Origin of the sequence: Solwaraspora sp. WMMD792, assembly GCF_029626105.1 — a bacterium.
Taxonomy (GTDB): Bacteria; Actinomycetota; Actinomycetes; order Mycobacteriales; family Micromonosporaceae; genus Micromonospora_E.
Map to the genome: position 1 here is coordinate 1,014,151 of NZ_JARUBH010000009.1, position 22,046 is coordinate 1,036,196.

At 71.6% G+C, this 22,046-nt stretch carries 21 protein-coding genes; 16 read left to right on the forward strand and 5 right to left on the reverse strand.

Annotated features, from left to right (window positions below; all coding sequences use genetic code 11):
- Positions 1 to 16: 16 nt before the first annotated feature.
- The 9 genes from O7629_RS06145 (at position 17) to O7629_RS06185 (ending at position 9,459) form a co-directional block, all read left to right on the forward strand.
- Positions 17 to 463: a hypothetical protein gene (locus O7629_RS06145; RefSeq protein ID WP_278168023.1), complete on the forward strand. Its 447-nt coding sequence runs from the start codon at positions 17 to 19 to the stop codon at positions 461 to 463.
- A gap of 180 nt (positions 464 to 643) precedes the next feature.
- On the forward strand, positions 644 to 3,541 hold the full coding sequence (locus O7629_RS06150; RefSeq protein WP_278168024.1) for a Na+/H+ antiporter subunit A: 2,898 nt from the start codon (positions 644 to 646) through the stop codon (positions 3,539 to 3,541).
- A gap of 1 nt (position 3,542) precedes the next feature.
- On the forward strand, positions 3,543 to 4,028 hold the full coding sequence (locus O7629_RS06155) for a Na(+)/H(+) antiporter subunit C (RefSeq protein WP_278168025.1): 486 nt from the start codon (positions 3,543 to 3,545) through the stop codon (positions 4,026 to 4,028).
- Positions 4,025 to 5,689: a Na+/H+ antiporter subunit D gene (locus O7629_RS06160; RefSeq protein ID WP_278168026.1), complete on the forward strand. Its 1,665-nt coding sequence runs from the start codon at positions 4,025 to 4,027 to the stop codon at positions 5,687 to 5,689. Before O7629_RS06155 ends, O7629_RS06160 begins: the two co-directional genes overlap by 4 nt.
- Positions 5,686 to 6,288, forward strand: coding sequence for a Na+/H+ antiporter subunit E (locus O7629_RS06165; protein ID WP_278168027.1), 603 nt, complete (start codon positions 5,686 to 5,688; stop codon positions 6,286 to 6,288). The genes O7629_RS06160 and O7629_RS06165 overlap by 4 nt, the downstream gene beginning before the upstream one ends.
- A complete protein-coding gene (locus tag O7629_RS06170; protein ID WP_123600656.1) occupies positions 6,285 to 6,575 on the forward strand; it encodes a monovalent cation/H+ antiporter complex subunit F in 291 nt (96 codons plus the stop codon). The genes O7629_RS06165 and O7629_RS06170 overlap by 4 nt, the downstream gene beginning before the upstream one ends.
- Positions 6,572 to 6,955 (forward strand): monovalent cation/H(+) antiporter subunit G, encoded by a 384-nt coding sequence (gene mnhG, locus O7629_RS06175; protein WP_278168028.1) that lies wholly within the window; start codon positions 6,572 to 6,574, stop codon positions 6,953 to 6,955. The genes O7629_RS06170 and mnhG overlap by 4 nt, the downstream gene beginning before the upstream one ends.
- Before the next feature lie 105 nt (positions 6,956 to 7,060).
- Positions 7,061 to 8,398, forward strand: a complete 1,338-nt coding sequence (locus tag O7629_RS06180) for a hemolysin family protein (RefSeq protein ID WP_278168029.1) — start codon at positions 7,061 to 7,063, stop codon at positions 8,396 to 8,398.
- Positions 8,395 to 9,459: a hemolysin family protein gene (locus O7629_RS06185; RefSeq protein WP_278168030.1), complete on the forward strand. Its 1,065-nt coding sequence runs from the start codon at positions 8,395 to 8,397 to the stop codon at positions 9,457 to 9,459. The genes O7629_RS06180 and O7629_RS06185 overlap by 4 nt, the downstream gene beginning before the upstream one ends.
- A gap of 84 nt (positions 9,460 to 9,543) precedes the next feature.
- On the opposite strand, the gene leuE is transcribed toward O7629_RS06185, so the two are convergent.
- Both leuE and O7629_RS06195 read right to left on the reverse strand, forming a co-directional pair.
- A complete protein-coding gene (leuE, locus tag O7629_RS06190) occupies positions 9,544 to 10,218 on the reverse strand; it encodes a leucine efflux protein LeuE (RefSeq protein WP_278168031.1) in 675 nt (224 codons plus the stop codon).
- Between the two features lie 43 nt (positions 10,219 to 10,261).
- Positions 10,262 to 10,957, reverse strand: a complete 696-nt coding sequence (locus O7629_RS06195; protein ID WP_347403658.1) for a pyridoxamine 5'-phosphate oxidase family protein — start codon at positions 10,955 to 10,957, stop codon at positions 10,262 to 10,264.
- A 38-nt stretch (positions 10,958 to 10,995) separates the two neighbouring features.
- Here O7629_RS06195 and O7629_RS06200 point away from each other — a divergent pair, with 38 nt between their 5' ends.
- From O7629_RS06200 to rny, 7 genes are all read left to right on the forward strand, one after another.
- Positions 10,996 to 12,345 carry an aminotransferase class I/II-fold pyridoxal phosphate-dependent enzyme gene (locus tag O7629_RS06200; RefSeq protein ID WP_278168032.1) on the forward strand — a complete coding sequence of 450 codons (1,350 nt, stop codon included), beginning with the start codon at positions 10,996 to 10,998 and terminating at the stop codon, positions 12,343 to 12,345.
- Between the two features lie 71 nt (positions 12,346 to 12,416).
- A complete protein-coding gene (locus O7629_RS06205) occupies positions 12,417 to 13,112 on the forward strand; it encodes a UdgX family uracil-DNA binding protein (protein WP_278168034.1) in 696 nt (231 codons plus the stop codon).
- On the forward strand, positions 13,109 to 14,425 hold the full coding sequence (locus O7629_RS06210; protein ID WP_278168035.1) for an MFS transporter: 1,317 nt from the start codon (positions 13,109 to 13,111) through the stop codon (positions 14,423 to 14,425). The genes O7629_RS06205 and O7629_RS06210 overlap by 4 nt, the downstream gene beginning before the upstream one ends.
- Before the next feature lie 10 nt (positions 14,426 to 14,435).
- The gene (locus O7629_RS06215; protein WP_278168037.1) at positions 14,436 to 14,636 is read left to right on the forward strand and encodes a DUF3046 domain-containing protein; all 201 of its coding nucleotides are present in this window, start codon (positions 14,436 to 14,438) and stop codon (positions 14,634 to 14,636) included.
- 521 nt (positions 14,637 to 15,157) lie between these two features.
- Positions 15,158 to 16,204, forward strand: a complete 1,047-nt coding sequence (recA, locus tag O7629_RS06220) for a recombinase RecA (protein ID WP_278168039.1) — start codon at positions 15,158 to 15,160, stop codon at positions 16,202 to 16,204.
- Between the two features lie 5 nt (positions 16,205 to 16,209).
- Positions 16,210 to 16,911: a regulatory protein RecX gene (locus O7629_RS06225; protein ID WP_278168041.1), complete on the forward strand. Its 702-nt coding sequence runs from the start codon at positions 16,210 to 16,212 to the stop codon at positions 16,909 to 16,911.
- Between the two features lie 499 nt (positions 16,912 to 17,410).
- The gene (gene rny, locus O7629_RS06230) at positions 17,411 to 19,189 is read left to right on the forward strand and encodes a ribonuclease Y (RefSeq protein ID WP_278168043.1); all 1,779 of its coding nucleotides are present in this window, start codon (positions 17,411 to 17,413) and stop codon (positions 19,187 to 19,189) included.
- A gap of 36 nt (positions 19,190 to 19,225) precedes the next feature.
- Here rny and O7629_RS06235 read toward each other — a convergent pair whose 3' ends face one another.
- From O7629_RS06235 to O7629_RS06245, 3 genes are all read right to left on the reverse strand, one after another.
- Complete coding sequence (locus O7629_RS06235) at positions 19,226 to 20,254, reverse strand: amino acid ABC transporter permease (RefSeq protein WP_278168045.1); 1,029 nt, start codon at positions 20,252 to 20,254, stop codon at positions 19,226 to 19,228.
- Between the two features lie 49 nt (positions 20,255 to 20,303).
- Positions 20,304 to 21,011 carry an amino acid ABC transporter permease gene (locus tag O7629_RS06240; protein WP_278168046.1) on the reverse strand — a complete coding sequence of 236 codons (708 nt, stop codon included), beginning with the start codon at positions 21,009 to 21,011 and terminating at the stop codon, positions 20,304 to 20,306.
- 99 nt (positions 21,012 to 21,110) lie between these two features.
- Complete coding sequence (locus O7629_RS06245; protein WP_278168047.1) at positions 21,111 to 22,001, reverse strand: glutamate ABC transporter substrate-binding protein; 891 nt, start codon at positions 21,999 to 22,001, stop codon at positions 21,111 to 21,113.
- Positions 22,002 to 22,046 lie beyond the last annotated feature (45 nt).

Below are 22,046 nucleotides of genomic sequence, written 5' to 3' on the forward strand. Positions count from 1 at the left end.
AGCGGAGGGGGCACGGATGGCACAGCTGCGCCACCTCCCGGCTCCGCGCAGGATCGCCGTCGTTCTACTCGTCCTGCTCACCGTCACCGCCGTGCACGGTGCCGCCTCGGTCGCCGTACCAGCCGTCGCCGTCGCCGCCGGGCCGGCCTCCATCGGAGCCGCGCTGCTGCACCAGACCGTCTCGCCCGGTGGTCGCAACTGCGTTGACGACGCCGACCACCGGCAGCAGCAGAGCGTGTCGGCCCGGCCCGGCCCGGCCGGCGACGACCACGGCACTCCGACCGGTGCCGTCGCCACGCCAACCTGGTCCGCCGCGCCAGCCGCCACCGGCCAGGCGGCCCGGTCGTCGGCCGCCGGTCCGCTCCTGCACCACGGCACCCGACCCTGCTCCAGCCGGGCACCACCCGACCAGCTGGCGGCGCAGCTGACCACCGTGGCCGCACACCTGCCCATTCTCGACTGAACCGGGCCACCGAACCGGCGGAGTCCGAGGCCGGACGTCCCGAGCCTCCGCCAATTCCACGTCACCCCCCGCCACGGCCGCGACGCGCCGTCCGGCGTTCCTCTCCCGCCGGGCGGGCAAGCCCGGCAACGGACCCGTGCCGACGCGTGGGCCCGCGACGACACCTACCTGGAGCCGTGCGTGCTGGTATTGCTCATCGTCCACCTGGTGACGGCGCTCGTGGCGCCGGTGCTGGTCCGCTGGTGGGGTCCGCGTGCCTGCTACCTGCTGGCCGCCGCGCCCGGTGCCGCCGCCGGCTGGGCACTGGCCAACACCGGTGCGGTTCGCGACGGTGCCACGCTCGACGAGACGTACCGGTGGGTGCCGCAGCTCGGCCTCGACCTGACGTTTCGGGTCGGCACCCTGTCCTGGCTCATGGTGCTGCTGGTCGGCGGCGTCGGAGCCCTGGTCCTGATCTACTGCGCCCGTTACTTCGCGCCGGGTGAGCCCGGCCTCGGCCGATTCACCGCGAACTTCGTCGGATTCGCCGGAGCCATGCTCGGTCTGGTCCTCGCCGACGACCTGATCCTGCTCTACGTCTTCTGGGAGCTGACCACCGTCTTCTCCTACCTGTTGATCGGCCACCACCCGGAGAAGCGGGCCAGCCGCCGGGCCGCGGCCCAGGCGCTGATCGTGACCACCCTGGGCGGCCTGGCGATGCTCGTCGGGTTCATCATGCTCGGCGAGCAGGCCGGCACCTACCGCTGGTCGCAGATCGCGGCCAGCCCACCGCCGGAGGGCGGCTACCTGGCCGTCGCGCTGGTGCTGGTCCTCGTCGGTGCGCTGGCCAAGTCGGCGATCTTCCCGTTCAGCTTCTGGCTGCCCTCGGCGATGGCCGCGCCCACCCCGGTCAGCGCCTACCTGCACGCCGCCGCCATGGTGAAGGCCGGCATCTACCTGGTGGCCCTGTTGTCACCGGTGTACGCGGGCAACCCCTGGTGGTACTGGTTGATCGTCACCACCGGCACCGCCACCATGCTGGTCGGCGGCTGGGCGGCGCTGCGCCAGACCGACCTCAAGCTGCTGCTGGCGTACGGGACCGTGAGCCAGCTCGGTCTGCTGGTGGTGGTGACCGGCGCGGGTGAACGCGGCCCGGCGCTGGCCGGGGCGACGATGCTGCTCGCCCACGCCCTGTTCAAGGCGACCCTGTTCCTGGTGGTCGGCATCGTCGACCGGTGCGCCGGCACCCGCGACCTCACCGAGCTGAGCGGGCTGGGTCGACGGATGCCGGCGGTCGCGGTGGCCGCCACGCTCGCCGCCGCGTCGATGGCCGGGGTGCCGCCGCTGCTCGGCTTCGTCGGCAAGGAGGCGGTGCTGGAGGCGTTCGCCCCGGACCCGGTCGTGTTGGCGCTGATCGTCCTCGGCTCGGTGCTCACCACCGCGTACAGTGCCCGGTTCATCTGGGGCGCGTTCGCCGGCAAGCCCGGTCGGGAGCCGACCGCCGCCGCGCCGGTCGGCCCGGTGTTCGTGCTGCCGGTCGGCGTACTGGCGCTGCTCGGTCTGCTGCTCGGGCCGGCGGCCGGCGTCGTCGACACGGTGCTCACCCCGTACGCCGGGCTGTTCGGTCCGGGTGACTACCACCTGGCGCTGTGGCACGGGTTCACCCCCGCGCTCGGGCTGTCCCTGGTCGCGCTCGTCGGCGGCGCCGCGCTGTTCCTGGCCCGGGAACGGGTGGCCGCCGTGCAGCGGCGGCTGCGGGCGCCGACCGACGGGGCGACCAGTTACGCCCAGGCGACCCACCTGCTGGACCGGATCTCGGTGGAGGTCACCGGTGCCACCCAGCGCGGATCGCTGCCGCAGTACCTCGGCATCATCCTGCTGGTGCTGGTCACCGTGCCCGGTGGAGCGTTGCTGGTGACCCGGCCGTGGACCGGGCAGTGGCGCTGGTACGACACGCCGGTGCAGATCGCGGTGGCCGCTGTCCTGGTGGTCGCCGCGATCGCCACGGTCCGGGCGCAACGCCGACTGAAGGCCGTCATCCTGGCCGGAGTGACCGGGTACTGCACCGCGTTGATGTTCGTCCTGCACGGCGCACCCGACCTGGCGCTCACCCAGTTCCTCGTCGAGACGATCACCATCGTGGTGTTCGTCCTGGTGGTCCGTCGGCTGCCGATCTACTTCTCGGAACGTCCACTGCGTTCCAGCCGGTACGCGCGGATCGCCCTCGGCGTCGTCGTCGGCGTGGTGATGTCCGGCATGGCGATGGCGGCGGTCGGCAACCGGGACGCGGCACCCGTCTCGGCGGCCTACCCCGAACAGGCGGTGGAGTACGGCGGCGGGCGCAACGTGGTGAACGTGACGCTGGTCGACATCCGGGCCTGGGACACCATGGGGGAGATCTCGGTGCTGGTCGTCACGGCGACCGGCGTGGCCAGCCTGGTGTTCCTGCGGCCGCGTACCGGTCCGGGCCCACGCCGGGTCGGCGCCGCGACCGCGGCCGGCCACGGTGGTCGGCCGGGCGGCCCGTCCCCGCCGGCCCGGTCCCGGCGCCAGCGGATCTGGCTACGGGGCGGCGCGACCCAGACCCCGCGGGGCCGGTCGATCATCTTCGAGGTCGTCACCCGGCTGCTGTTCCACGCCATCCTGGTCTACTCGATATTCCTGCTCTTCTCCGGCCACAACGCGCCCGGTGGCGGGTTCGCCGGCGGGCTGGTGGCCGGGCTGGCGCTGGCGGTGCGCTATCTCGCCGGTGGCCGCCACGAACTCAACGAGGCGGCACCGGTGGACGCCGGGTTGGTGCTGGGCGTCGGTCTGTTCCTGGCGATCGGGGCCGGGCTGAGCCCGATCCTGGTCGGCGCCGACGTGCTGCAGAGCGCCATCGTGGACCTGCACCTGCCGGTGATCGGCGACGTCCACCTGGTCACCTCGCTCTTCTTCGACGTGGGCGTCTACCTGATCGTGGTGGGTCTGGTCCTGGACATCCTGCGCAGCCTCGGTGCCGAGGTCGACCGGCAGATCGCGCGGTCCGCCGAACCGGACGTCGAGGTGGACGACACCCCGCAGGGCAGGCTCGACCGGGTCGCCGGAGGAAGGAGCTGACATGCCGCCCAACATCGTGCTCGTCCTGACCGTCGGGGTGCTCTTCGCCGCCGGCGTCACCCTGTTGCTGGAACGCAGTCTCACCCGGGTGGTGCTCGGGGTGGTCCTGCTCGGCAACGGGGCGAACCTGCTGATCCTGCTGGGTGGGCGGCCCGGCGGGGCACCCATCGCCGAGGTGACCGCCGACGAGGAGATGAGCGACCCGCTGCCGCAGGCGCTCATCCTCACCGCGATCGTGATCACGCTCGGGCTCACCGCGTTCCTGCTCGCCATGGCGTACCGCAGTTGGCTGCTCTTCGGCCACGACGAGGTCCAGGACGACCTGGAGGACCGGCTCATCGTGCAGCGCGCCCTCGCCGACCAGGGACCTAACGCCGAGGACGACGCCGAGGACAGCGACGACCACGACACCGACCCGATCGACGCGATCGGTGCCCCCCGTACCGCCCCGGCCCGCGCCGGCGATCTCGATCGGAGCGACCCGTGAGTTTCCTGGTGCCGTTGCCGGTGATCGTGCCGCTGCTCGGCGCGGGGATCACCCTGGTGCTGGCCCGGCATCCGCGTGCCCAGCGGACCACCAGCGTCGCCGCCCTCACCGTCACCTTCGGCGTCGCGCTCGCCCTGTTGATCACCGCCCACATCGAGGGACCCCAGGTGGTACGGGTGGGTGGCTGGCCGGTGCCGCTGGGTATCGTGCTGGTCGCCGACCAGCTCGCCACCCTGATGCTGGTGGTCTCCACCGCGGTGACGCTCTGCGTACTGCTGTATTCGATCGGTGAAGGCCGCGCTGACGGCCGGGAGAGCACACCGGTGGCGATCTACCACCCGACGTACCTGATTCTCACCGCCGGAGTGACCAACGCGTTCCTCTCCGGCGACCTGTTCAACCTGTACGTCGGGTTCGAGATCCTGCTCGGTGCCAGCTACGTGCTGCTCACCCTCGGCGGCACCGAGGTACGGATCCGGGCCGGCACGACGTACGTCGTGGTCAGCATCCTCTCCTCGGTCATCTTCCTCACCGCGATCGGGCTGGTCTACGCCGCCACCGGCACGGTGAACCTGGCGCAGCTGGCCGACCGGCTCGACGGACTCCCCGACGACCTGCGGCTGGTGCTGCAGCTGATGCTGCTCCTCGCGTTCGGCATCAAGGCCGCGGTGTTCCCGCTGTCGGCCTGGCTGCCGGACAGCTACCCGACCGCGCCGGCTCCGGTCACCGCCGTCTTCGCCGGTCTGCTGACGAAGGTCGGCGTCTACGCGATCATCCGTACCGAGACGTTGCTGTTCCCCGGCGGACGCACCCGCGACCTGCTGCTGGTGGTCGCGCTGCTGACCATGGTGGTCGGCATCCTCGGTGCCGTCGCGCAGTCGGACATCAAGCGGCTGCTCTCGTTCACCCTGGTCAGTCACATCGGCTACATGCTGTTCGGGATCGCGCTCGGCACCGCCGCCGGACTGGCGGCGGCGATCTTCTACGTGGTGCACCACATCACCGTCCAGACCACGCTGTTCCTGGCGACCGGACTGGTGGAGCGTCGGGGCGGCAGCACCAACCTGGAACGTCTCGGCGGACTGGCCCGGGCCGCGCCGCTGCTCGCCGCACTGTTCTTTCTGCCGGCGTTGAATCTGGCCGGCATACCACCGTTCTCCGGGTTCCTCGGCAAGCTCGGGTTGCTGCAGGCCGGAGTCGCCGACGGCGGCCCGCTGGTCTGGGCGGTCGTCGCCGGTGCCGTGCTGACCAGCCTGCTCACCCTGTACACGGTGACCCGGGTGTGGAATCTCGCCTTCTGGCGCAAGACCGCCCCGCAGGCCACAGCGGGCGGTCCGGCTACGGTACCGGCGACTGCTGCGGCACCGGCACCTGCTGCGGCCACCCAGCCGGCGACGACGCCGTCCGCGACCCGGGCGGTGTCCGGTGTCCGGGTGCCGTCCACCGACTCGGCCTCCACCCCGCTCGCCGCCGACGGCCCGGGTTCGGTGGAACCGATGCCGCCCCTGCTGGTCGGCGCGACCACCGCACTGGTGCTGCTCGGTCTGGCGCTGACCGTGCTGGCCGGACCGTTGTTCCAGATCGGCACCGAGGCGGCGGCCAACCTGGTGAGCCGGACGCCGTACGTCGACGCGGTCTTCCCGCCGGGAGGAGCCCGATGAGTCCGGTGTCCAGGGCCGCGCGCTGGCGTACCCAGATCGTCGCGGTCGCCGCTCTGGTGGTGCTGTGGAACCTGTTCTACGGGCGGTTCTCCGTCGGCAACCTGCTCGGCGGGACGGTCGTCGCGCTGGTGGTGGTCACCGTCTTCCCACTGCCGCCGGTCGCCTTCGAGGGCCGGATCCGGCCGCTGGCTGTGCTGCGCTTCCTCATCCGGTTCGTCGTCGACCTGTTCACCGCGAGCGCGCAGGTGGCCTGGACCGCCGTCCGGTTCGGGCACACGCCGCGCAGCGCGGTCATCGCGGTGCGGCTACGGGTCCGGACGGACCTGAACCTGACCCTCACCGCGGAGGCGTTGTCGTTGATCCCGGGCAGCCTCATCGTCGAGGCCGACCCGGCCAGCGGCACCCTCTACGTTCACGTGCTCGACGTCGTCGATCACCGTGACGTCGAGCGGGCCCGGCGGAAGGTGCTGGCGTTGGAGGAGCGGATCGTCCGCGCCGTCGGCTCGGCGGACGACGTACGGCATCTCGACGATCCTCGCCCGGCCGACCATCCCCTTTCCGAAGACGATCCCCGCCCAGGGAACGGAGAGAATCGATGACCTTCGTAGCCGTTGTGGTGACCGTCCTGTTGGCCGTGGCGGCCCTGCTGACCGTCGGGCGGATCATCCGTGGTCCGACACTGCTCGACCGGGTGGTGGCCGCCGAGGTGCTGATCGCCATCATCGTCGGTGGGCTCGCCGCCGAGGCGGCGGTCAACCGGCACGCCACCACCCTGCCGGTGCTCGTGGTGCTGTCCCTGCTCGGGTTCGTGGGCTCGGTCAGCATCGTCCGGTTCGTCGCCGCCCGCCCGCCCGCGGTCGCCGCCGCCGAACGGGAGCAACGGTGAACGGGGTGCTGACCGTACTGTCCGGCACGCTGCTGATCGGCGGCGCGCTGCTCAGCCTGGCGGCCAGCATCGGTCTGCTGCGCTTCCCCGACGTCGCCGCCCGGATACACGCGGCGACCAAGCCGCAGGTTCTCGGCCTGCTACTGGTCCTCAGTGGGCTGGCGCTGCGGCTGCAGAGCGGCACCGAACTGGCCACTCTGCTGATGGTGGCGGTCTTCCAGATGGCGACCGCGCCGGTCGCGGCCCACATCATCGGCCGGGCTGCCTACCGGGCCGATCTGGTCCGGCGCGACCTGCTGGTCACCGACGAGGCGGACGGAATGGCGGTCGACGGCACCGGCGGCGACGGAACCGGTGGGCAGCGGCGGGCCACTATATAATCCGGCCATGACCGACGCTCCTGCCCAGGAGGGCAGCAGTAGCCAGCCGGGTAGCACCCGGCTGCCGACATTCCGGCCGCCGGTCGCCGGAGCGCTGAGCCCCCGGTGCTGATCGTCTTCGGTCTCTTTCTGATCACCGTGTTGACGGTCGCGACCGGGTACTTCGTCGCCCAGGAGTTCGGCTACGTCGCCGTCGACCGGGGTCGGCTGCGGACCCTGGCCGACCGGGGCGACCCGGCCGCCGCCCGGGCGTTGCGGGTGACCAGCCGGCTGTCGTTCATGCTCTCCGGCGCCCAGTTGGGGATCACGGTCACCGCGTTGCTGGTCGGCTACGTCGCCGAGCCGTACCTCGGCGCCGGACTGTCCGAGCTGCTCGGTGGGGTCGGTGTTCCGCCGGCCGCCAGCCTGACCATCTCGGTCGGGCTGGCGCTGATCATCTCGACCGTGGTGCAGATGGTCCTCGGCGAGCTGGCCCCCAAGAACCTCGCCCTCGCCCGGGCCGAGACGTTGGCCCGGGCGCTCAGCCGGTCGACCCTGATCTACCTGGCCGTCGCCGGACCACTGATCCGGATGTTCGACATCGCGGCGAACCGGTTGCTACGGCGGGTCGGCATCGAGCCGATCGAGGAGCTGCCCAGTGGCGCCACCGCCGAGGACCTCGGCCAGATCATCGCCGAGTCCCGCCAGGAGGGGCACCTCGACTCGGCGATGTCCACGCTGCTCGACCGAGGGCTGCACTTCCGGCAGCTGACCGCCGGCGAGGCCATGGTGCCGCGGGTCGACGTGCACACGGTACGGGTCGACGCGCCGCTGACCGGGCTGGTCGAGCTGCTGGACACCGGGCACTCCCGGTTCCCGGTGCACGGCTCGGACGGCGTCGACGACCTGGTCGGCATCGCCAGCATCGCGGACGTGCTCACCGTACCGCCGTCGCGACGGGCGGTGACGACGGTCGCGGCGGTGATGGTCCCCCCGCTGCTGGTGCCCGAGACCCTGCCGCTGCCGGCGGTGCTGGACCGGCTGCGTAAGGGGCACCGGCAGCTGGCCTGCGTGGTCGACGAGTACGGCGGCTTCGCCGGGGTGATCACCCTGGAGGACATCGCCGAGGAGCTGGTCGGCCCGATCCGGGACGAGGACGACCCGCCGGAGCCGGCCCCGGCCCGCCAGCCGGACGGCTCCTGGCTGGTGCCGGCCCGCTGGCGAATCGACGAGGTCGCCGACACCACCGGTGTCGAGCTGCCGACCGCCCCCGAGTACGACACCCTCTCCGGCCTGGTCATGCGGGAACTGGGCCGGGTGCCGGAGGTTGGCGACCAGATCTCGATCAGCCTGGACGAGATGACCGCCGGCAACGGCCACCATCCGGCCCGGCGGGCCGTACTGCACGTGATCTCCGTCGACCGGCACGTGCCCGACTCGGTACGGCTGGAGGTGATCGGGTGAGCACCGGGTGGGCGTTGCTGACCTCACTGGTGCTGCTCGCCCTGAACGGGTTCTTCGTGGCCGCGGAGTTCGCCCTGGTGGCGAGCAAGCGGTACCGCCTGGAACAGGCCGCGGCGGGCGGCTCGCGGGCGGCCCGGGCGGCGCTGGACGGCTCCCGCGAGCTGTCGCTGATGCTCGCCGGGGCGCAGTTGGGCATCACCGTCTGCACCCTCGGCCTGGGCGCGTTGGCCGAGCCGGCGGTGGAGCGGCTGATGGCGCCGCTGTTGGAACGGGCCGGTCTGCCGTACGCGGCCAGTCACCTGGTCGCGTTCCTGTTCGCCCTCGCCCTGGTGGTCTTCCTGCACCTGGTGGTCGGCGAGATGGCACCGAAGTCGTGGGCGATCACCCACCCGGAGCGGTCGGCACTGCTGCTGGCGCTGCCGTTCCGGGCGTTCGCCCGGGTGTCCCGGCCGGTCCTGTCCGGGTTGAACGCGATCGCCAATGCCGTGCTGCGGGCGTTCCGGGTCGAACCGCAGGACCAGCTCGCCCAGGTGCACGGCCCGGACGAGCTGCGCATCCTGCTGGAACAGTCGCGGGAGCACGGCCTGCTGCCGCCGGACCAGCACGAACTGCTGGCCAAGATGCTCCAGCTGGAGCGCACCACCGTCCGGGACGTGATGCAGCCGGTGGACCAGGTCGTCGCGGTGGCCCGGACGGACACCGCCGAGCGGGTGGAGGAGCTGTCCCGGGGCAGCGGCCGGTCCCGTCTGGTGGTCTGCGGGGAGGCCGGCGATCTGATCGGCATCGTGCACGTACGCGACGCGGTGCGGGCGAACACCTGCGACGGCGCGCCGACCGCCGAATCGCTGATGAGCCGGCCGTTCCTGCTGCCGGCGACGGCCACCGTCACCGAGGCGGTGGCGGCGATGCGCGCCGACCAGGTCCAGCTGGCGCTGGTCACCAACGGTGCCGGGGCCGACCGGCCGATCGGTTTCGTGGCGTTGGAGGACCTGCTGGAGGAGGTCATCGGCGAGTTCGACGACGAGACCGACACCGTACCGAGAGGCCGGCGGATGCGCTGACCAGCGCGCCGCCGGTGGCGGTTGGCCGCCCGGCGGTCAGGCTGTTCCTACGGTCAGGCTGTTCCGGCGGTCATGCTCCGGCGGTCAGGCCGCTCCGGCGCTGGCGGTGGCCAGCTTGATCCCGAAGCCGAGGAACAGAGCGCCCACCCCGCTGGTGACCGTCGCGGCGAGCCGGCGCCGCTGCCGGAACTGCATCGCCAGGTACGTCCCGGTGAAGATCAGCACGGTCAGGTAGATGACGCTGAACAGCTGAGCGATCGCGCCGAGCAGCAGGAACGACAGCGCCGGGTACGGGTACGCCGGGTCGACGAACTGGATGAAGAATGACACGAAGAACAGGATCGCCTTCGGGTTCAGCAGGCTGATCACCGTCGCCCGCCGGAACGGGTGGCGCACCGCCGCCGGCTCGGCGGCGTCCACCAACCGGGGCGCGGCCGGGTCGTCGCGCCGCCGCCAGCGCCGCCAGGCACCACGGAACATGGTGACACCGACATAGCCGAGGTAGGCCGCCCCGGCGTACTTGATCACGGTGAACATCGCCGGATGGGTCTTGAGCAGGGAGGCGACCCCGGCTGCGGAGAGCACCATCAGCACCGTGTCGCCGAGGAAGACGCCGCCGGCCGCCCGGTAGCCGTGCCGCACGCCGCGTCGGGCGGCGGTGGACAGGACGAACAACGAGTTCGGCCCGGGCAGCAGGACGATCGCCACGGTGCCCAGAACGTACGTCCAGATGTCGGTGATGCCCAGCATGGGGGACATCCTGCTACCTGGACCAGCGGTCGGGCGAGAGATATTCGGCTGGTCAAGGTGTGCGCTGCGGCACCGTGTCCGGGTGTGCCGGGGCGGTGGCCGCCACCGGGGCTGCGGCGGTGAGGTAGCTCGGCGCCGCCGAGGTGACTCCGGCGGCGGATTGCGGCGGGTCGGCGACGGTGCGCAACGGCAGCACCCCGGCCCAGTACGGCAGCGCGAGGTCGGCCGGCTCGTCGACGGGGTCACCGGTGCGGGCCTTGACCGACACCTCGTCGAGAGCGACGGCGAGCACCGCTGTCTGCGCGAGTTCCCGGCTCGTCGGTGGCCGGCTGTCCGCGGCCCGGCCCGGTGCCGCCTTGTCGATCAGGGCGTCGAGTGCCCGCCGCTTGTCGGCCGGGTCGCTGACCAGCCGGGCGGTGCCGTGCACGACGACTGACCGGTAGTTGGCGCTGTGGTGCGCCTGGGCGCGGGCGTAGACCAGGCCGTCGAGCAGGGTGACGGCCACACAGACGGCGAGCCCTTGTGGGTCGCGGGCGGCCAACAGGGGGGTGCTCGCGGTGGAGCCGTGCAGGTACAGGGTCTCGTCGACGCGTACGTGCAGGGTGGGCAGTGCCCGGGGCGCACCGTCGGCGACGAACGCCAGGCAGCAGTGGTACGCCTCGTCGAGGATGCGGTGCGCCTCGGTGCGCTGGTAGGTGACCCGGCTGGGGCGTCGTGCGGCGGTGGTGCGGGCGGTGGCGGGGTACATTTGATCTCCCGAGATTGTGCTAGTACAATTCGGTTATTGTGTCAGAACAGTATCAGCCGACCGGTGCGACCGCGACCGAGATCTCGGCCAGCGTCGAGACCGGTGTCCGCACCGGTGCGTTGGCACCTGGCGCCCTGCTGCCGGCGGTGCGTGCGCTCGCCGACGCCCTCGAGGTCAGCCCGGCCACCGTCGCCAAGGCGTACCAGGCGCTGCGCCAGCGGGGGATCGTCGACACCGACGGCCGACGGGGCACCCGGATCCGCGCCCGCCCACCGGTCGCCGTGACCCGGCCCGGTCCGTCCGCGCCGGCCCCGCCGGGCACCCTGGACCTGTCCACCGGCGAGCCGGATCCACGGCTGTTGCCGCCGCTGGCGACACATCTCGCCGCGGTCGCCCGGCAGTTGGCCGACACCTCGTCCGGGCAGGGTTACGCCGACGCCGGCCTGCTGCCCGACCTCGCCGCGCTCGCTGCGGTCCGGTTGGCCGACGACGGCCTGCCGGCTGCCGGTCTCACCGTCACCAGTGGCGCGCTGGACGGGATTGAACGCCTGCTCACCAGCAATCTGCGCCCTGGCGACCGGGTCGCGGTGGAGGACCCCGGCTGGGCCAACCTGCTGGACCTGATCGCGGCACTGGGCCTCACCCCGGTGCCGCTGCCGGTGGACGACCGTGGCCCCACCGAACCCGGCCTGCGGGCGGCGCTGTCCGCCGGTGTGTCCGCCATCGTGGTCACCACCCGGGCGCAGAACCCGACCGGCGCCGCCCTGGACGCCGACCGGGCCGACCGGCTGCGACGGCTGCTGCGCGAGACCGACGACGTGCTGCTCATCGAGGACGACCACGCCGCCGAGCTCTCCGACGGCCCACCGCACGTGCTGGCCGGCGCGACATCCCGATGGGCGTTTGTCCGCTCCGCCAGCAAGCCGTACGGCCCGGACCTGCGGATAGCGCTGTTGACCGGCGACGAGACCACACTGAGCCGGGTTGCCGGTCGAATGCGTATCGGTTCCGGCTGGGTCTCCACGGTCCTGCAGCGGCTGCTCGGACAGTTGTGGCGCGACCCCTCGGTCTCCGCCTCGGTGACCGAGGCTGGCCAGGCCTACCAGCGCCGCCGGGAGGCGCTTCGGGCCGCGCTCGCCGGCCACGGCGTGGCCAGCCACGGCGGCAGCGGGCTCAACGTCTGGGTGCCGGTGACGGACGAGACCCACGTAGTGACCGCGCTGCAGACAGCCGGATTCACCGTCTCGGCCGGAGCCCGCCACCGGCTACGCAGCGCGCCGGGTATCAGGATCACCGTCAGCGGTCTCGACGAGGACCGGGCCGGCGAGCTCGCTGCGGCGGTACGCGACGCACTGCGTCCAGCGGGACTTGCCGGGGTCGGCAGGTGAGGTACGCGGGCCGTACCCGGACCGGTCGACCCAGGCGCACCGGTCAACTCGCAACCGGGTAGGAAGGAGCCGTGACCGCGCACGAAACCACCGTCGGAGCCGATGGGTACGTCCCCACCGGTGCCCGTAGCCTCGCCGACCTGCGCGCTGCCGCCCCCGGTTGCCGGGGATGCGAGCTGCATCAGCCTGCCAGCCAGGTGGTCTTCGGTCGGGGCAACCCCGATGCCCGGGTGGTGATGGTCGGCGAGCAGCCCGGGGACGTCGAGGACCGCCAGGGTCTGCCGTTCGTCGGCCCGGCCGGCCGGCTGCTGCGCCGGGCGGTGGACGACGCCGGCATTCCGGTCGATCAGATCTATCTGACCAACGCGGTGAAGCACTTCCGCTTCGTGTCGCGCGGCGGTCGACGGATCCACCAGACCCCGGACCGGGTGCACATCGTGGCCTGCCGGCCCTGGCTGGTCGCCGAGTTCGCGATGCTGCGCCCGGAGGTCGTCGTGGTGCTCGGCGCGACCGCGGCCCGGGCGCTGCTCGGCCCGGCGTTCCGGGTGACCCGCTCGCGTGGCGTACCGCTGCCGTGGCCGGCCTCGGCCGAGCGGCCCGAGGAGTTCCCGGTGGGCCCGGCGCAACTGGTGGCCACCATCCATCCCTCGGCGGTGCTGCGCGCCGACGACCAGCAGATCGCCTACCGAGGGCTGGTCACCGACCTCGGCGTAGTCCGCGGACTGCTCGCCGGTCGCGGCAGTCCGACCCCGGCGGTACGCCGATGACCGCACTCACCGCACCGCCATCGGTGACCGATCCGCCGCCACCTGGTGACGTCACCCGCATCCAACGCCGTACGCTGCGGCTGCTCGCCGGTACCCAGATGATCGGCGGCGTAGGCGTCACCATCGGGATCTCGGTCGGTGGCCTGCTCGCCGCCGAGCTTGGCGGGGTGACCGTCTCCGGCCTGGCGCAGAGCGCCGCGGTGGTCGGCGGGGCGCTGCTCGCCGTACCCGTGGTCCGGATCATGAACGGGCACGGCCGCCGACCCGGCCTGGTCTTCGCCTACCTGACGGGTGCGACCGGGGCGGTGCTGGTGGTGGCCGCCGCGGCGGTGCGCTGGGTGCCGCTGCTGTTCGTCGGCATGGTCCTGTTCGGCGGCGCGACGACCGCCGGGCTCCAGGCCCGGTACGCGGCGGTCGACCTCGCCGAGCCGCGTCGTCGGGGCCGGCAACTGTCGCTGGTGGTCTGGGCGACCACGGTCGGCGCGGTGACCGCCCCCAACCTTGCCGGGCTGGCCGACCGGTCGGCCAGTGGGGTCGGGCTGCCGCCGCTGGCCGGTCCGTTCGCCGTCAGCACGCTGGCGTTCCTGCTGGCCGCGCTGCTGGTGCTGGTGTTGCTGCGACCGGATCCGTTGCTGACCGCCCGGCGGATCGCCGGCCCCGCCGCGGCGACCGCCCCGGTGCGGTCCGGCCGGGGTCTGCGGGCCGGGTCCGGCCGAGGCCTGCGGGCGGCGTTCGCGGTGGTCATGGCCCGACCCGCCGCCCGGCTAGGGGTCTGCGCTGTCGCTGTCGGCCACCTGGTGATGGTGGGGGTGATGGCGATGACGCCGGTCCACATCGGGATGGGGCACTCCGGCGACGACCTGCTGCGCACCGTCGGGCTGGTGCTGAGCCTGCACATCGCCGGGATGTACGCGCTGTCGCCGGTGGTAGGTTGGCTCACCGACCGGGCCGGTCGTCGGCCGGTGATCGTCGGTGGGGTCGGGCTGCTGCTGGCCGCGTGCGCCGTGGCGGGCACCGCCGGCCACGACCCGGTACGCCTGGTGATCGGGCTGGTGCTGCTCGGGCTCGGCTGGTCGGGCACCATGGTCGCGGGCTCGACCCTGCTGTCGGAGTCGGTGCCGGTCGACGTCCGTCCGTCGGTGCAAGGCCTGTCGGACCTGGTGATGGGGCTGGCCGGCGCATCCGCCGGCGCGGTCAGCGGGATCATCGTCGGGCTGTCCGGTTACGGCGTCCTGACGTTGCTGTCGGCGCTGGCCACGGTGCCGCTGCTGGGGTTGGTGCTGCGCCCGGTGCCGGCTCCGTCGAAGCAGTAAGGAGGCAGGGATGCGGTTGACGGACTTCTGGGGCCGGTTGGACGAGGCGTTCGGGCCGGCGTACGCCCGCAGCATCGCCACCGATCAGGTGCTGGCCCAGTTGGGTGGGCGCACCATCGCGCAGGCGCTCGCGGCGGGTGAGGAGACGGCGGTGGTCTGGCGGGCGGTCTGCGCCGCGTATCCCGACCGGGTTCCCGGCCGGTTGTGCTGACTCCCGCGCCGGTTGCGTGAGCGGACGGCGAGTGCCGGTCGAGCTGGGATCCTCGATCTGTCGATTACGGAACGCCTCAGTCGATGCGCATCGTGTCACCGTACTGGTTGCGGGGTGCTGGTTCGGTTTGATGCCACAGGTGCATCAGGATGCACCTGTGGCATCAAACCTGGAAAGCATCTCGGGTGTCCGGGAGTCGGCCTGAGTGCGTCGCTGGCCGGCCGGTCGTACCTCCGCTTGGTCGTACCTCTACTTGACGGTTGTACCTCTGCTCGACGGGCGTAGGTCCGCGTAGCCGCATCTACTCTGTGCGGTCGAATGGCTGCTTTGAGTGGTGAAATTCGTGGGCGTGTCTGGTTTTCCACTCGTACATCTGTTCGGCTATTGTCCACAGCTAGGCGCTCATCCACAGGTTGCGGCCCGTCGGCTGTTTTCTGTCGGACCCAGCGCCTAGCGTGACCCGGGTGACGAGAAGCTCGGCCAGGACGCCTGGGAAGTCGGCGAACGTAGGGGTGGCAGCAATGGCGGCAGTGCCAGACAAGGAAAAGGCGCTCGATCTGGCGCTGGCTCAGATCGACAAACAGTTCGGCAAGGGCTCGGTGATGCGGCTGGGTGAGCGGCCGGTGATCCAGACCGCGGTGATCCCCACCGGCTCCATCGCGCTCGACGTGGCACTCGGCGTCGGTGGCCTGCCCCGGGGCCGGGTGGTCGAGGTCTACGGCCCGGAGAGCAGCGGTAAGACCACGGTCGCCCTGCACGCGGTGGCCAACGCCCAGCGTTCCGGCGGCATCGCGGCGTTCATCGACGCCGAGCACGCGCTCGACCCGGATTACGCCAGGGCGCTCGGCGTGGACACCGACGCCATGCTGGTCTCCCAGCCGGACACCGGTGAGCAGGCGCTGGAGATCGCCGACATGCTGATCCGCTCCGGCGCGCTGGACATCATCGTGATCGACTCGGTCGCGGCCCTGGTGCCCCGTGCCGAGATCGAGGGCGAGATGGGGGACAGCCACGTCGGTCTGCAGGCCCGGCTGATGAGCCAGGCGCTGCGCAAGATCACCGGTGTGCTGAACAGCACCGGCACCACCGCGATCTTCATCAACCAGCTGCGGGAGAAGATCGGCGTGATGTTCGGCTCGCCGGAGACCACCACCGGTGGCCGGGCGCTGAAGTTCTACGCCTCGGTGCGGCTCGACGTGCGACGGATCGAGAGCCTCAAGGACGGCACCGACGTGGTCGGCAACCGGACCCGGGTCAAGGTCGTCAAGAACAAGGTCTCTGCGCCGTTCAAGCAGGCCGAGTTCGACATCATGTACGGCAAGGGCATCTCCCGGGAGGGTTCGCTGATCGACGTCGGCGTCGAGCAGTCGATCATCCGCAAGTCCGGCGCCTGGTACACCTACGAGGGCGACCAGCTCGGCCAGGGCAAGGAGAAGGCTCGGGAGTTCCTCCGGGAGAACCCGGACGTGGCGGCTGAGATCGAGAAGAAGATCCTGGAGAAGCTCGGCGTCGGTGCGCTCGGTGCCGACGAGGCCGGCGGGCCTGAGTTGCCGCCGGTCGACTTCTGATCCGGATGGCTGGGCGACGACGCGGCGCACGGACGGGCCGGGGCTGGGATGCGGCTCCGCCCCGTCCCCGCGCCTCCCGTGCCGGCCGCTCCGCCGAGGCGGCCGGGTCCGCCGACCATGTCACCGGGTCCGCTGCCGCCGGCCGGCAGCCGGTGGACGAGGCGCAGCAGGCCCGCGACATCTGTCTGCGGCAGCTCGCCGTCCGCCCCCGGACCCGGGCGGAGCTCGCCGCCGTGCTGCGGCGACGCGGCATTTCCGAGGCCACGGCCAGGTCGGTCCTCGACCGGTACGACGAGGTTGGGATGATCGACGACGCGTCGTTCGCCCAGGCCTGGGTGACCAGCCGGCACCACGGCCGAGGGCTGGCCCGGCGCAACCTCGCCGCCGAGCTGCGTCAGCGTGGCGTGGATCCGCAGATCGCCCGGGACGCGCTGGACGGGCTGGACGAGTCGACCGAGCGGGCCACCGCGGCGGAGCTCGTCGAGCGCAAGCTGCGTACCGCCCGGGGTGCTCCGGACGTGGTGTTCCGGCGGTTGGTCGCGATGCTCGCCCGCAAGGGCTACTCGGCGGGGGTGGCCGTGCCGGTGGTCCGGGAGGCGTTGGCCGCCCGGTCCGCCGAGGCGGCCGAGTTCACCGACACGGTGGATGCAGAGGCACTGATCGGCGAGGTTCCCGACCCGGATGCTGAGCAGCCCTGGTCCACCTGACGGGACGCCATCCCCTGCGGGATGTGCCAAATTTCCGACTCATCCCGACGCGTCCTGAGCGCGATATGCTGCCTGTGAGCGCGCCGATGCCCTACGTTCCGTTGTCGGTCTGATCATGACTTCTTGACCGAACGGCCCCTCGCGACCTAGCCTCGCGTTACAGACGAACAACCGACCCGTCGCAGGCTAACCGCACAACATAGATCGCATAACAGTACGGCATCACTTCGCAGCAGCAGTTCAGTAGCCAGACATGCCGCAACCGGACAGGCCGGTCCGGCGGCGACAGCACGCACAACGGCCGTTTCGCCGTGGTCGTGTCCGCACCCACGTGGGTGCTGTCTGGTCGTTGGTCAGCCGCCACGGTCGGGCGTTCCCATAGCCGTGGCCGGCCGGAGCGAGAAGCCTCCGGGAAGGCCGACGGCGGACTGGAGGCGGTCGTGGCGCAGCGCAGGAAGCCGGCGGGACACGCGAGTGTCGGTAGGCCCGGAGGGTCGGCATGACCGGGCTGGAGTGGATGCTCTTCGCTGCGGTCCTCGTGCTCGCCGGCCTGGTGCTCGCCGGCCTCGCGCTCGGCACCCGCGCGCTGCGCCGGCTCACCACACCGGCGGCCGCGACGCCGGTCGAGGAGGACCCGGCTTTCATCGCCGCCCGCGACCGGCAGGAACGCTCCCTCGCCGCGCTGCGTACCGCGGCCGACGAGGCGTCCTCCGCCGTCGAGCAGGCCAAGGCCGCCGCCGCTGCGGCCCGTACCGACGCCGCCGCCGCCAAGGCCGAAGCGACCGCCGCCCGGGCCGAGGCCCGTCGGGTGCTCGACGCCGCCCGGGCCGAGGCGGACACCATCCTGGAGCGGGCCCACCGGCAGGCCGAGACCGAGGCCGAGCAGGTCCGGGCAGCGGCCCGGCGCAGCGGCGAACGGGAGATCGCGATGCTCTCCCGGACCGTCAAGGAGCAGTCCGCCGAGCTGGACCGGCGCGGCCAGCGGATGGACGAGCGGGAACGTCAGCACGCCGAGGAAGCCGACCGGGTCGCCGAGCGGGACCGCCGGTTGACCGCCACCGCCGCCGAACTCGCCGAGCGCAAGGCAGCCCTGGCCGCCCGGGAAGCGGACCTGGCGGCCGCCGAGGAGCGATGGCAGCGCGAGCTGGAACGGGTCGCCGGGCTGACCGCCGAGGCGGCCCGGGGTGAGCTCGTCGAGGCGATCGAGGGCCAGGCCAAACGGGAGGCGGCGATCCTGGTCCGCGACATCGAGGCCGACGCCCGCAACACCGCCGACCAGCGGGCCCGGCACATCGTGGTGGACGCGATCCAGCGGGTCGCCAGCGAACAGACCGCGGAGAGCGTGGTCAGCGTCCTGCATCTGCCCGGCGACGAGATGAAGGGCCGGATCATCGGGCGGGAAGGCCGCAACATCCGGGCGTTCGAATCCGTCACCGGGGTCAACCTGATCATCGACGACACACCCGAGGCGGTCCTGCTGTCCTGCTTCGACCCGGTACGCCGGGAGACCGGCCGGCTCACCCTGGAGAAGCTGGTGCTCGACGGCCGGATCCATCCGCACCGGATCGAGGAGGTCTTCGAGACCGCCCGGCAGGAGGTGGAGCAGTTGTGCCACCGGGCGGCCGAGGAGGCGCTCGTCGACGTCGGTATCACCGAGATCCACCCTGAGCTGGCCACCCTGCTGGGCCGGCTGCGCTACCGGACCTCGTACGGCCAGAACGTGCTCAAGCATCTGGTGGAGACCGCGCACATCGCCGGGGTGATGGCCGCCGAGCTGCGTCTGGACGTCCCGCTGATCAAGCGGTGCGCTTTCCTGCACGACATCGGCAAGGCGCTCACCCACGAGGTCGAGGGCAGTCATGCGCTGATCGGCGCCGACCTGGCCCGCAAGTACGGCGAATCCGAAGAGGTGGTGCACGCCATCGAGGCGCACCACAACGAGGTGCCGCCGCAGACCGTCGAGGCGGTGCTCACCCAGGCCTCCGACGCGTGCTCCGGTGGTCGTCCCGGCGCGCGGCGGGAAAGCCTGGAGGCGTACGTCAAGCGGCTGGAGCGCATCGAGGAGATCGCCGCCGGCAAGATCGGGGTGGAGAAGGTCTTCGCCATGCAGGCCGGCCGGGAGATCCGGGTGATGGTCAAGCCGGACGACGTGGACGACATCGGTGCCGCGGTGCTGGCCCGTGACGTGGCCAAGCAGATCGAGGAGGAGCTGACCTACCCGGGGCAGATCCGGGTGACCGTGGTCCGCGAGTCCCGGGTCACCGAGATCGCCCGTTGACCGGCCGGACGGCCGGTCAACGGGCGGGCCGTCCGGTCAGCTGTTGTCCGACGTAGCCGTGCCGGTGGCGCTGCCGCCGGTGCCGGCGGCGGTCTGCTGGCCGGCCAACGTCGACGCCGGCGGTGGCGTCGGCGGCTGGGCCGCGGTGCTGGTCCGCCGGCCCTGAGCCAGCCGCCGCTGCACCGACTCGGCGAGCTTGGACAGCGCGTAGTTGACCGCGATGAAGAGCACCCCGATCACCAGGTACACCTGGATCGGGTTACGCAGGTTCTGGATGATCGTCCGGCCGACCAGCAGCGTCTCCTGGTAGCCGATGATGAAGCCCAACGAGGTGTCCTTGAGCACCACGATCAGCTGGCTGATCAGAGCCGGCAGCATGATCCGGAACGCCTGCGGCAGCAGGATCATCCGGGTGGTCTGGAACGACGTCAGCCCGATCGCGGCGGCCGACTCGCGCTGCCCCGACGGCAGACCCTCCATGCCGGAGCGCAGGATCTCGGCGATCACCACGCCGTTGTAGATGGTCAGACCCAGCACCAGGTACGGCAGCATCTCGTGGCCGAACGGGAGGACGATCTCCAGGCCGAGGTCCGGCAGGCCCCGGGCGACGAAGAAAATGGTGATCACCACCGGCAGGCCGCGGAACACCTCGACGCAGAACCGGGTCACCAGGTTCAGCAGCCAGCTCAGCGCCCGCAGCGCCAGCGCGAAGGAGGTGGCCAGCCCGGTGAACCGGCGGCGCAGCAACGCCTTCAGCTGAATCCGCAGCACCGCCAGCGCGGTGCCGAACAGCAACGACAGCACGATCGCCAGGCCGGCGGCGGTCAGCGTGGCGGTGACCCCCTCGCCGAGCAGTGTCCAGACCTGACCGAACACCTCATTGCCGGGGTCGATCAGCGGACCCCACTTGTCCATGGTGAACTGCTCGCGTTCGGCCAGCGGCCGGTAGACCAGGAAGTAGCCGGCGGTGACGGCGGCGAGAGCCGACAGCACACTGACGATCAGCGTGACCCGCCTGGCCCGAGGTCCGGGGGCGTCGTACAGCACGCTCTGCTGCTGGCTCATGGTGCGGTTCCTCCGGTGACGGCTGCAGCGCTAACGGGGATCCGGGCGGTCATCTGGCCACCGCCCGGCGGGCCTCGACCCGGTCGAGCAGCAGCCCGAGCGGCACGGTCATGATCAGGAAGCCGATCGAGATGCCGACGAAGACCGGGATGATCGGCTCGCCGAGGGCGCTGGTCAGGTTCTGCGCCGAGTTGGACAGGTCACCGACCACCCCGAAGAAGCCGGCCAGCGCCGAATTCTTGATCATGGCGATGATGACGCTGCCCAGCGGGACGACCGCGGCCTTCCACGCCTGGGGGAGGACCACGTACCGGAGGTTCTGGGTGAAGGTCAGGCCGATCGCGCGGGCGGCCTCCGCCTGACCCGGTGGCACCGCGTTGATCCCGCTGCGGATCGCCTCACAGACGAACGCGCCGGTGTAGACGCTCAGTGCGATGATCGCGAACCGAAAGTACGGCAGGTCGATGCCGAGCCGGCTGAACACGGTGCTCAGCCCGGGGATCCGCAGGAAGTCGGCGTTCGACCCGAGCGCCGGCAACCCGAAGGCCGAGAAGAACATCACGACGGTCAGCGGCACGTTGCGCAGCACCGTCACGTACGCCCCGCCGAGCCAGCGCAGCGGCGGCACCGGCGAGATCCGTAGGATCGCGACCAACGTGCCGATCAGCAGGGCGCCGGTCGCGGACAGCACACACAGCTGCAGGGTGAGCCAGAAACCTCCGACGAACACGTCGAAGTGGTCGACGAGCACTCTCACACGAAAGACCCTTCTGCGAACCGTCCGCCTGGGCGACCGGCCGGCCCGGAGCTGACTGCGCCGGGCCGGCCGGGATCGATCAGGTGCGACCGTCGACGGTCAGTAGCGGTCGACCGCCGGACCGGTCGGGGTGTTGTCGTCGAACTGACCTGCGGTGGACTCCCACGCCTGCGCGTACGAGCCGTCCTCGTAGATCTTCTCCAGGGTGTCGTTGATGAAGTCGCGGAACGCGTCGTCGCCCTTCTTCACCCCGATGCCGTACGGCTCGTCGGTGAACTTCTCACCGGCCAGCTTGAAATCGCCCTCGTTGTCGGCGATGAAGCCGAGCAGGATCACGTTGTCCGTGGTGACCGCGTCGACCTGACCACCGCGCAGCGCGTCCACGCACTTCTCGTAGACGTCGAAGAGCACCAGCTGCTCGCCGGCGTCGGCCAGGTACTCCTGGATGTTCTCCGCCGGCGTCGAACCCTGCACCGAGCAGACCTTCTTGTCCCCGGCCTCGAACGACTCCGGCCCGGTGATCGAGTCGTCGTCGACGCGGACCATGATGTGCTGGCCGGCGACGTAGTACGGGCCGGCGAAGTCGATCCGCTCCTTGCGGGTGGGGTTGATCGTGTAGGTGGCCACCACGATGTCGACCCGGTCCTGCTCCAGCAGCTCCTCGCGGACCGCGGACGGCGCCTCGACGTACTCGATGTCGTCGGCGCCGATGCCCAGCTCGGCCGCGATCAGCTTGGCGATCTCGACGTCGAAGCCGGCCGGCTCGCCGTCGAGGCCCAGCAGGCCGAAGCCGGGCTGGTCGAACTTGGTGCCGACGGTGATCGTGCCGGCCTCGCTCAGCTCGGCCATCGTGGTGCCGGCCTCGAAGCTCGGCGTCGCCACGTCGGGGTTCTCACTGCCGGTGCCGTCCCCGCCGCTGTCGCCACAGGCCGCCATGGACACCGCCAACGCGGCCGATGCGGCTACCGCCGCCATGCGTGAGATACGCATTGCTCAGTGTTCTCCTTTAGGATGGGAAGCCCGCCGGGTCGTGGC

Excerpts from the sequence above, each read along its gene's own strand:
- O7629_RS06145 (WP_278168023.1), top strand. The coding sequence starts at position 17 with ATGGCACAGCTGCGCCACCTCCCGGCTCCGCGCAGGATCGCCGTCGTT.
- O7629_RS06155 (WP_278168025.1), top strand. The coding sequence starts at position 3,543 with ATGCCGCCCAACATCGTGCTCGTCCTGACCGTCGGGGTGCTCTTCGCC.
- O7629_RS06165 (WP_278168027.1), top strand. The coding sequence starts at position 5,686 with ATGAGTCCGGTGTCCAGGGCCGCGCGCTGGCGTACCCAGATCGTCGCG.
- O7629_RS06170 (WP_123600656.1), top strand. The coding sequence starts at position 6,285 with ATGACCTTCGTAGCCGTTGTGGTGACCGTCCTGTTGGCCGTGGCGGCC.
- leuE (WP_278168031.1), bottom strand. The coding sequence starts at position 10,218 with ATGTCCCCCATGCTGGGCATCACCGACATCTGGACGTACGTTCTGGGC.
- O7629_RS06195 (WP_347403658.1), bottom strand. The coding sequence starts at position 10,957 with ATGTACCCCGCCACCGCCCGCACCACCGCCGCACGACGCCCCAGCCGG.
- O7629_RS06210 (WP_278168035.1), top strand. The coding sequence starts at position 13,109 with ATGACCGCACTCACCGCACCGCCATCGGTGACCGATCCGCCGCCACCT.
- O7629_RS06215 (WP_278168037.1), top strand. The coding sequence starts at position 14,436 with ATGCGGTTGACGGACTTCTGGGGCCGGTTGGACGAGGCGTTCGGGCCG.
- recA (WP_278168039.1), top strand. The coding sequence starts at position 15,158 with ATGGCGGCAGTGCCAGACAAGGAAAAGGCGCTCGATCTGGCGCTGGCT.
- O7629_RS06225 (WP_278168041.1), top strand. The coding sequence starts at position 16,210 with ATGGCTGGGCGACGACGCGGCGCACGGACGGGCCGGGGCTGGGATGCG.
- rny (WP_278168043.1), top strand. The coding sequence starts at position 17,411 with ATGACCGGGCTGGAGTGGATGCTCTTCGCTGCGGTCCTCGTGCTCGCC.
- O7629_RS06235 (WP_278168045.1), bottom strand. The coding sequence starts at position 20,254 with ATGAGCCAGCAGCAGAGCGTGCTGTACGACGCCCCCGGACCTCGGGCC.
- O7629_RS06245 (WP_278168047.1), bottom strand. The coding sequence starts at position 22,001 with ATGCGTATCTCACGCATGGCGGCGGTAGCCGCATCGGCCGCGTTGGCG.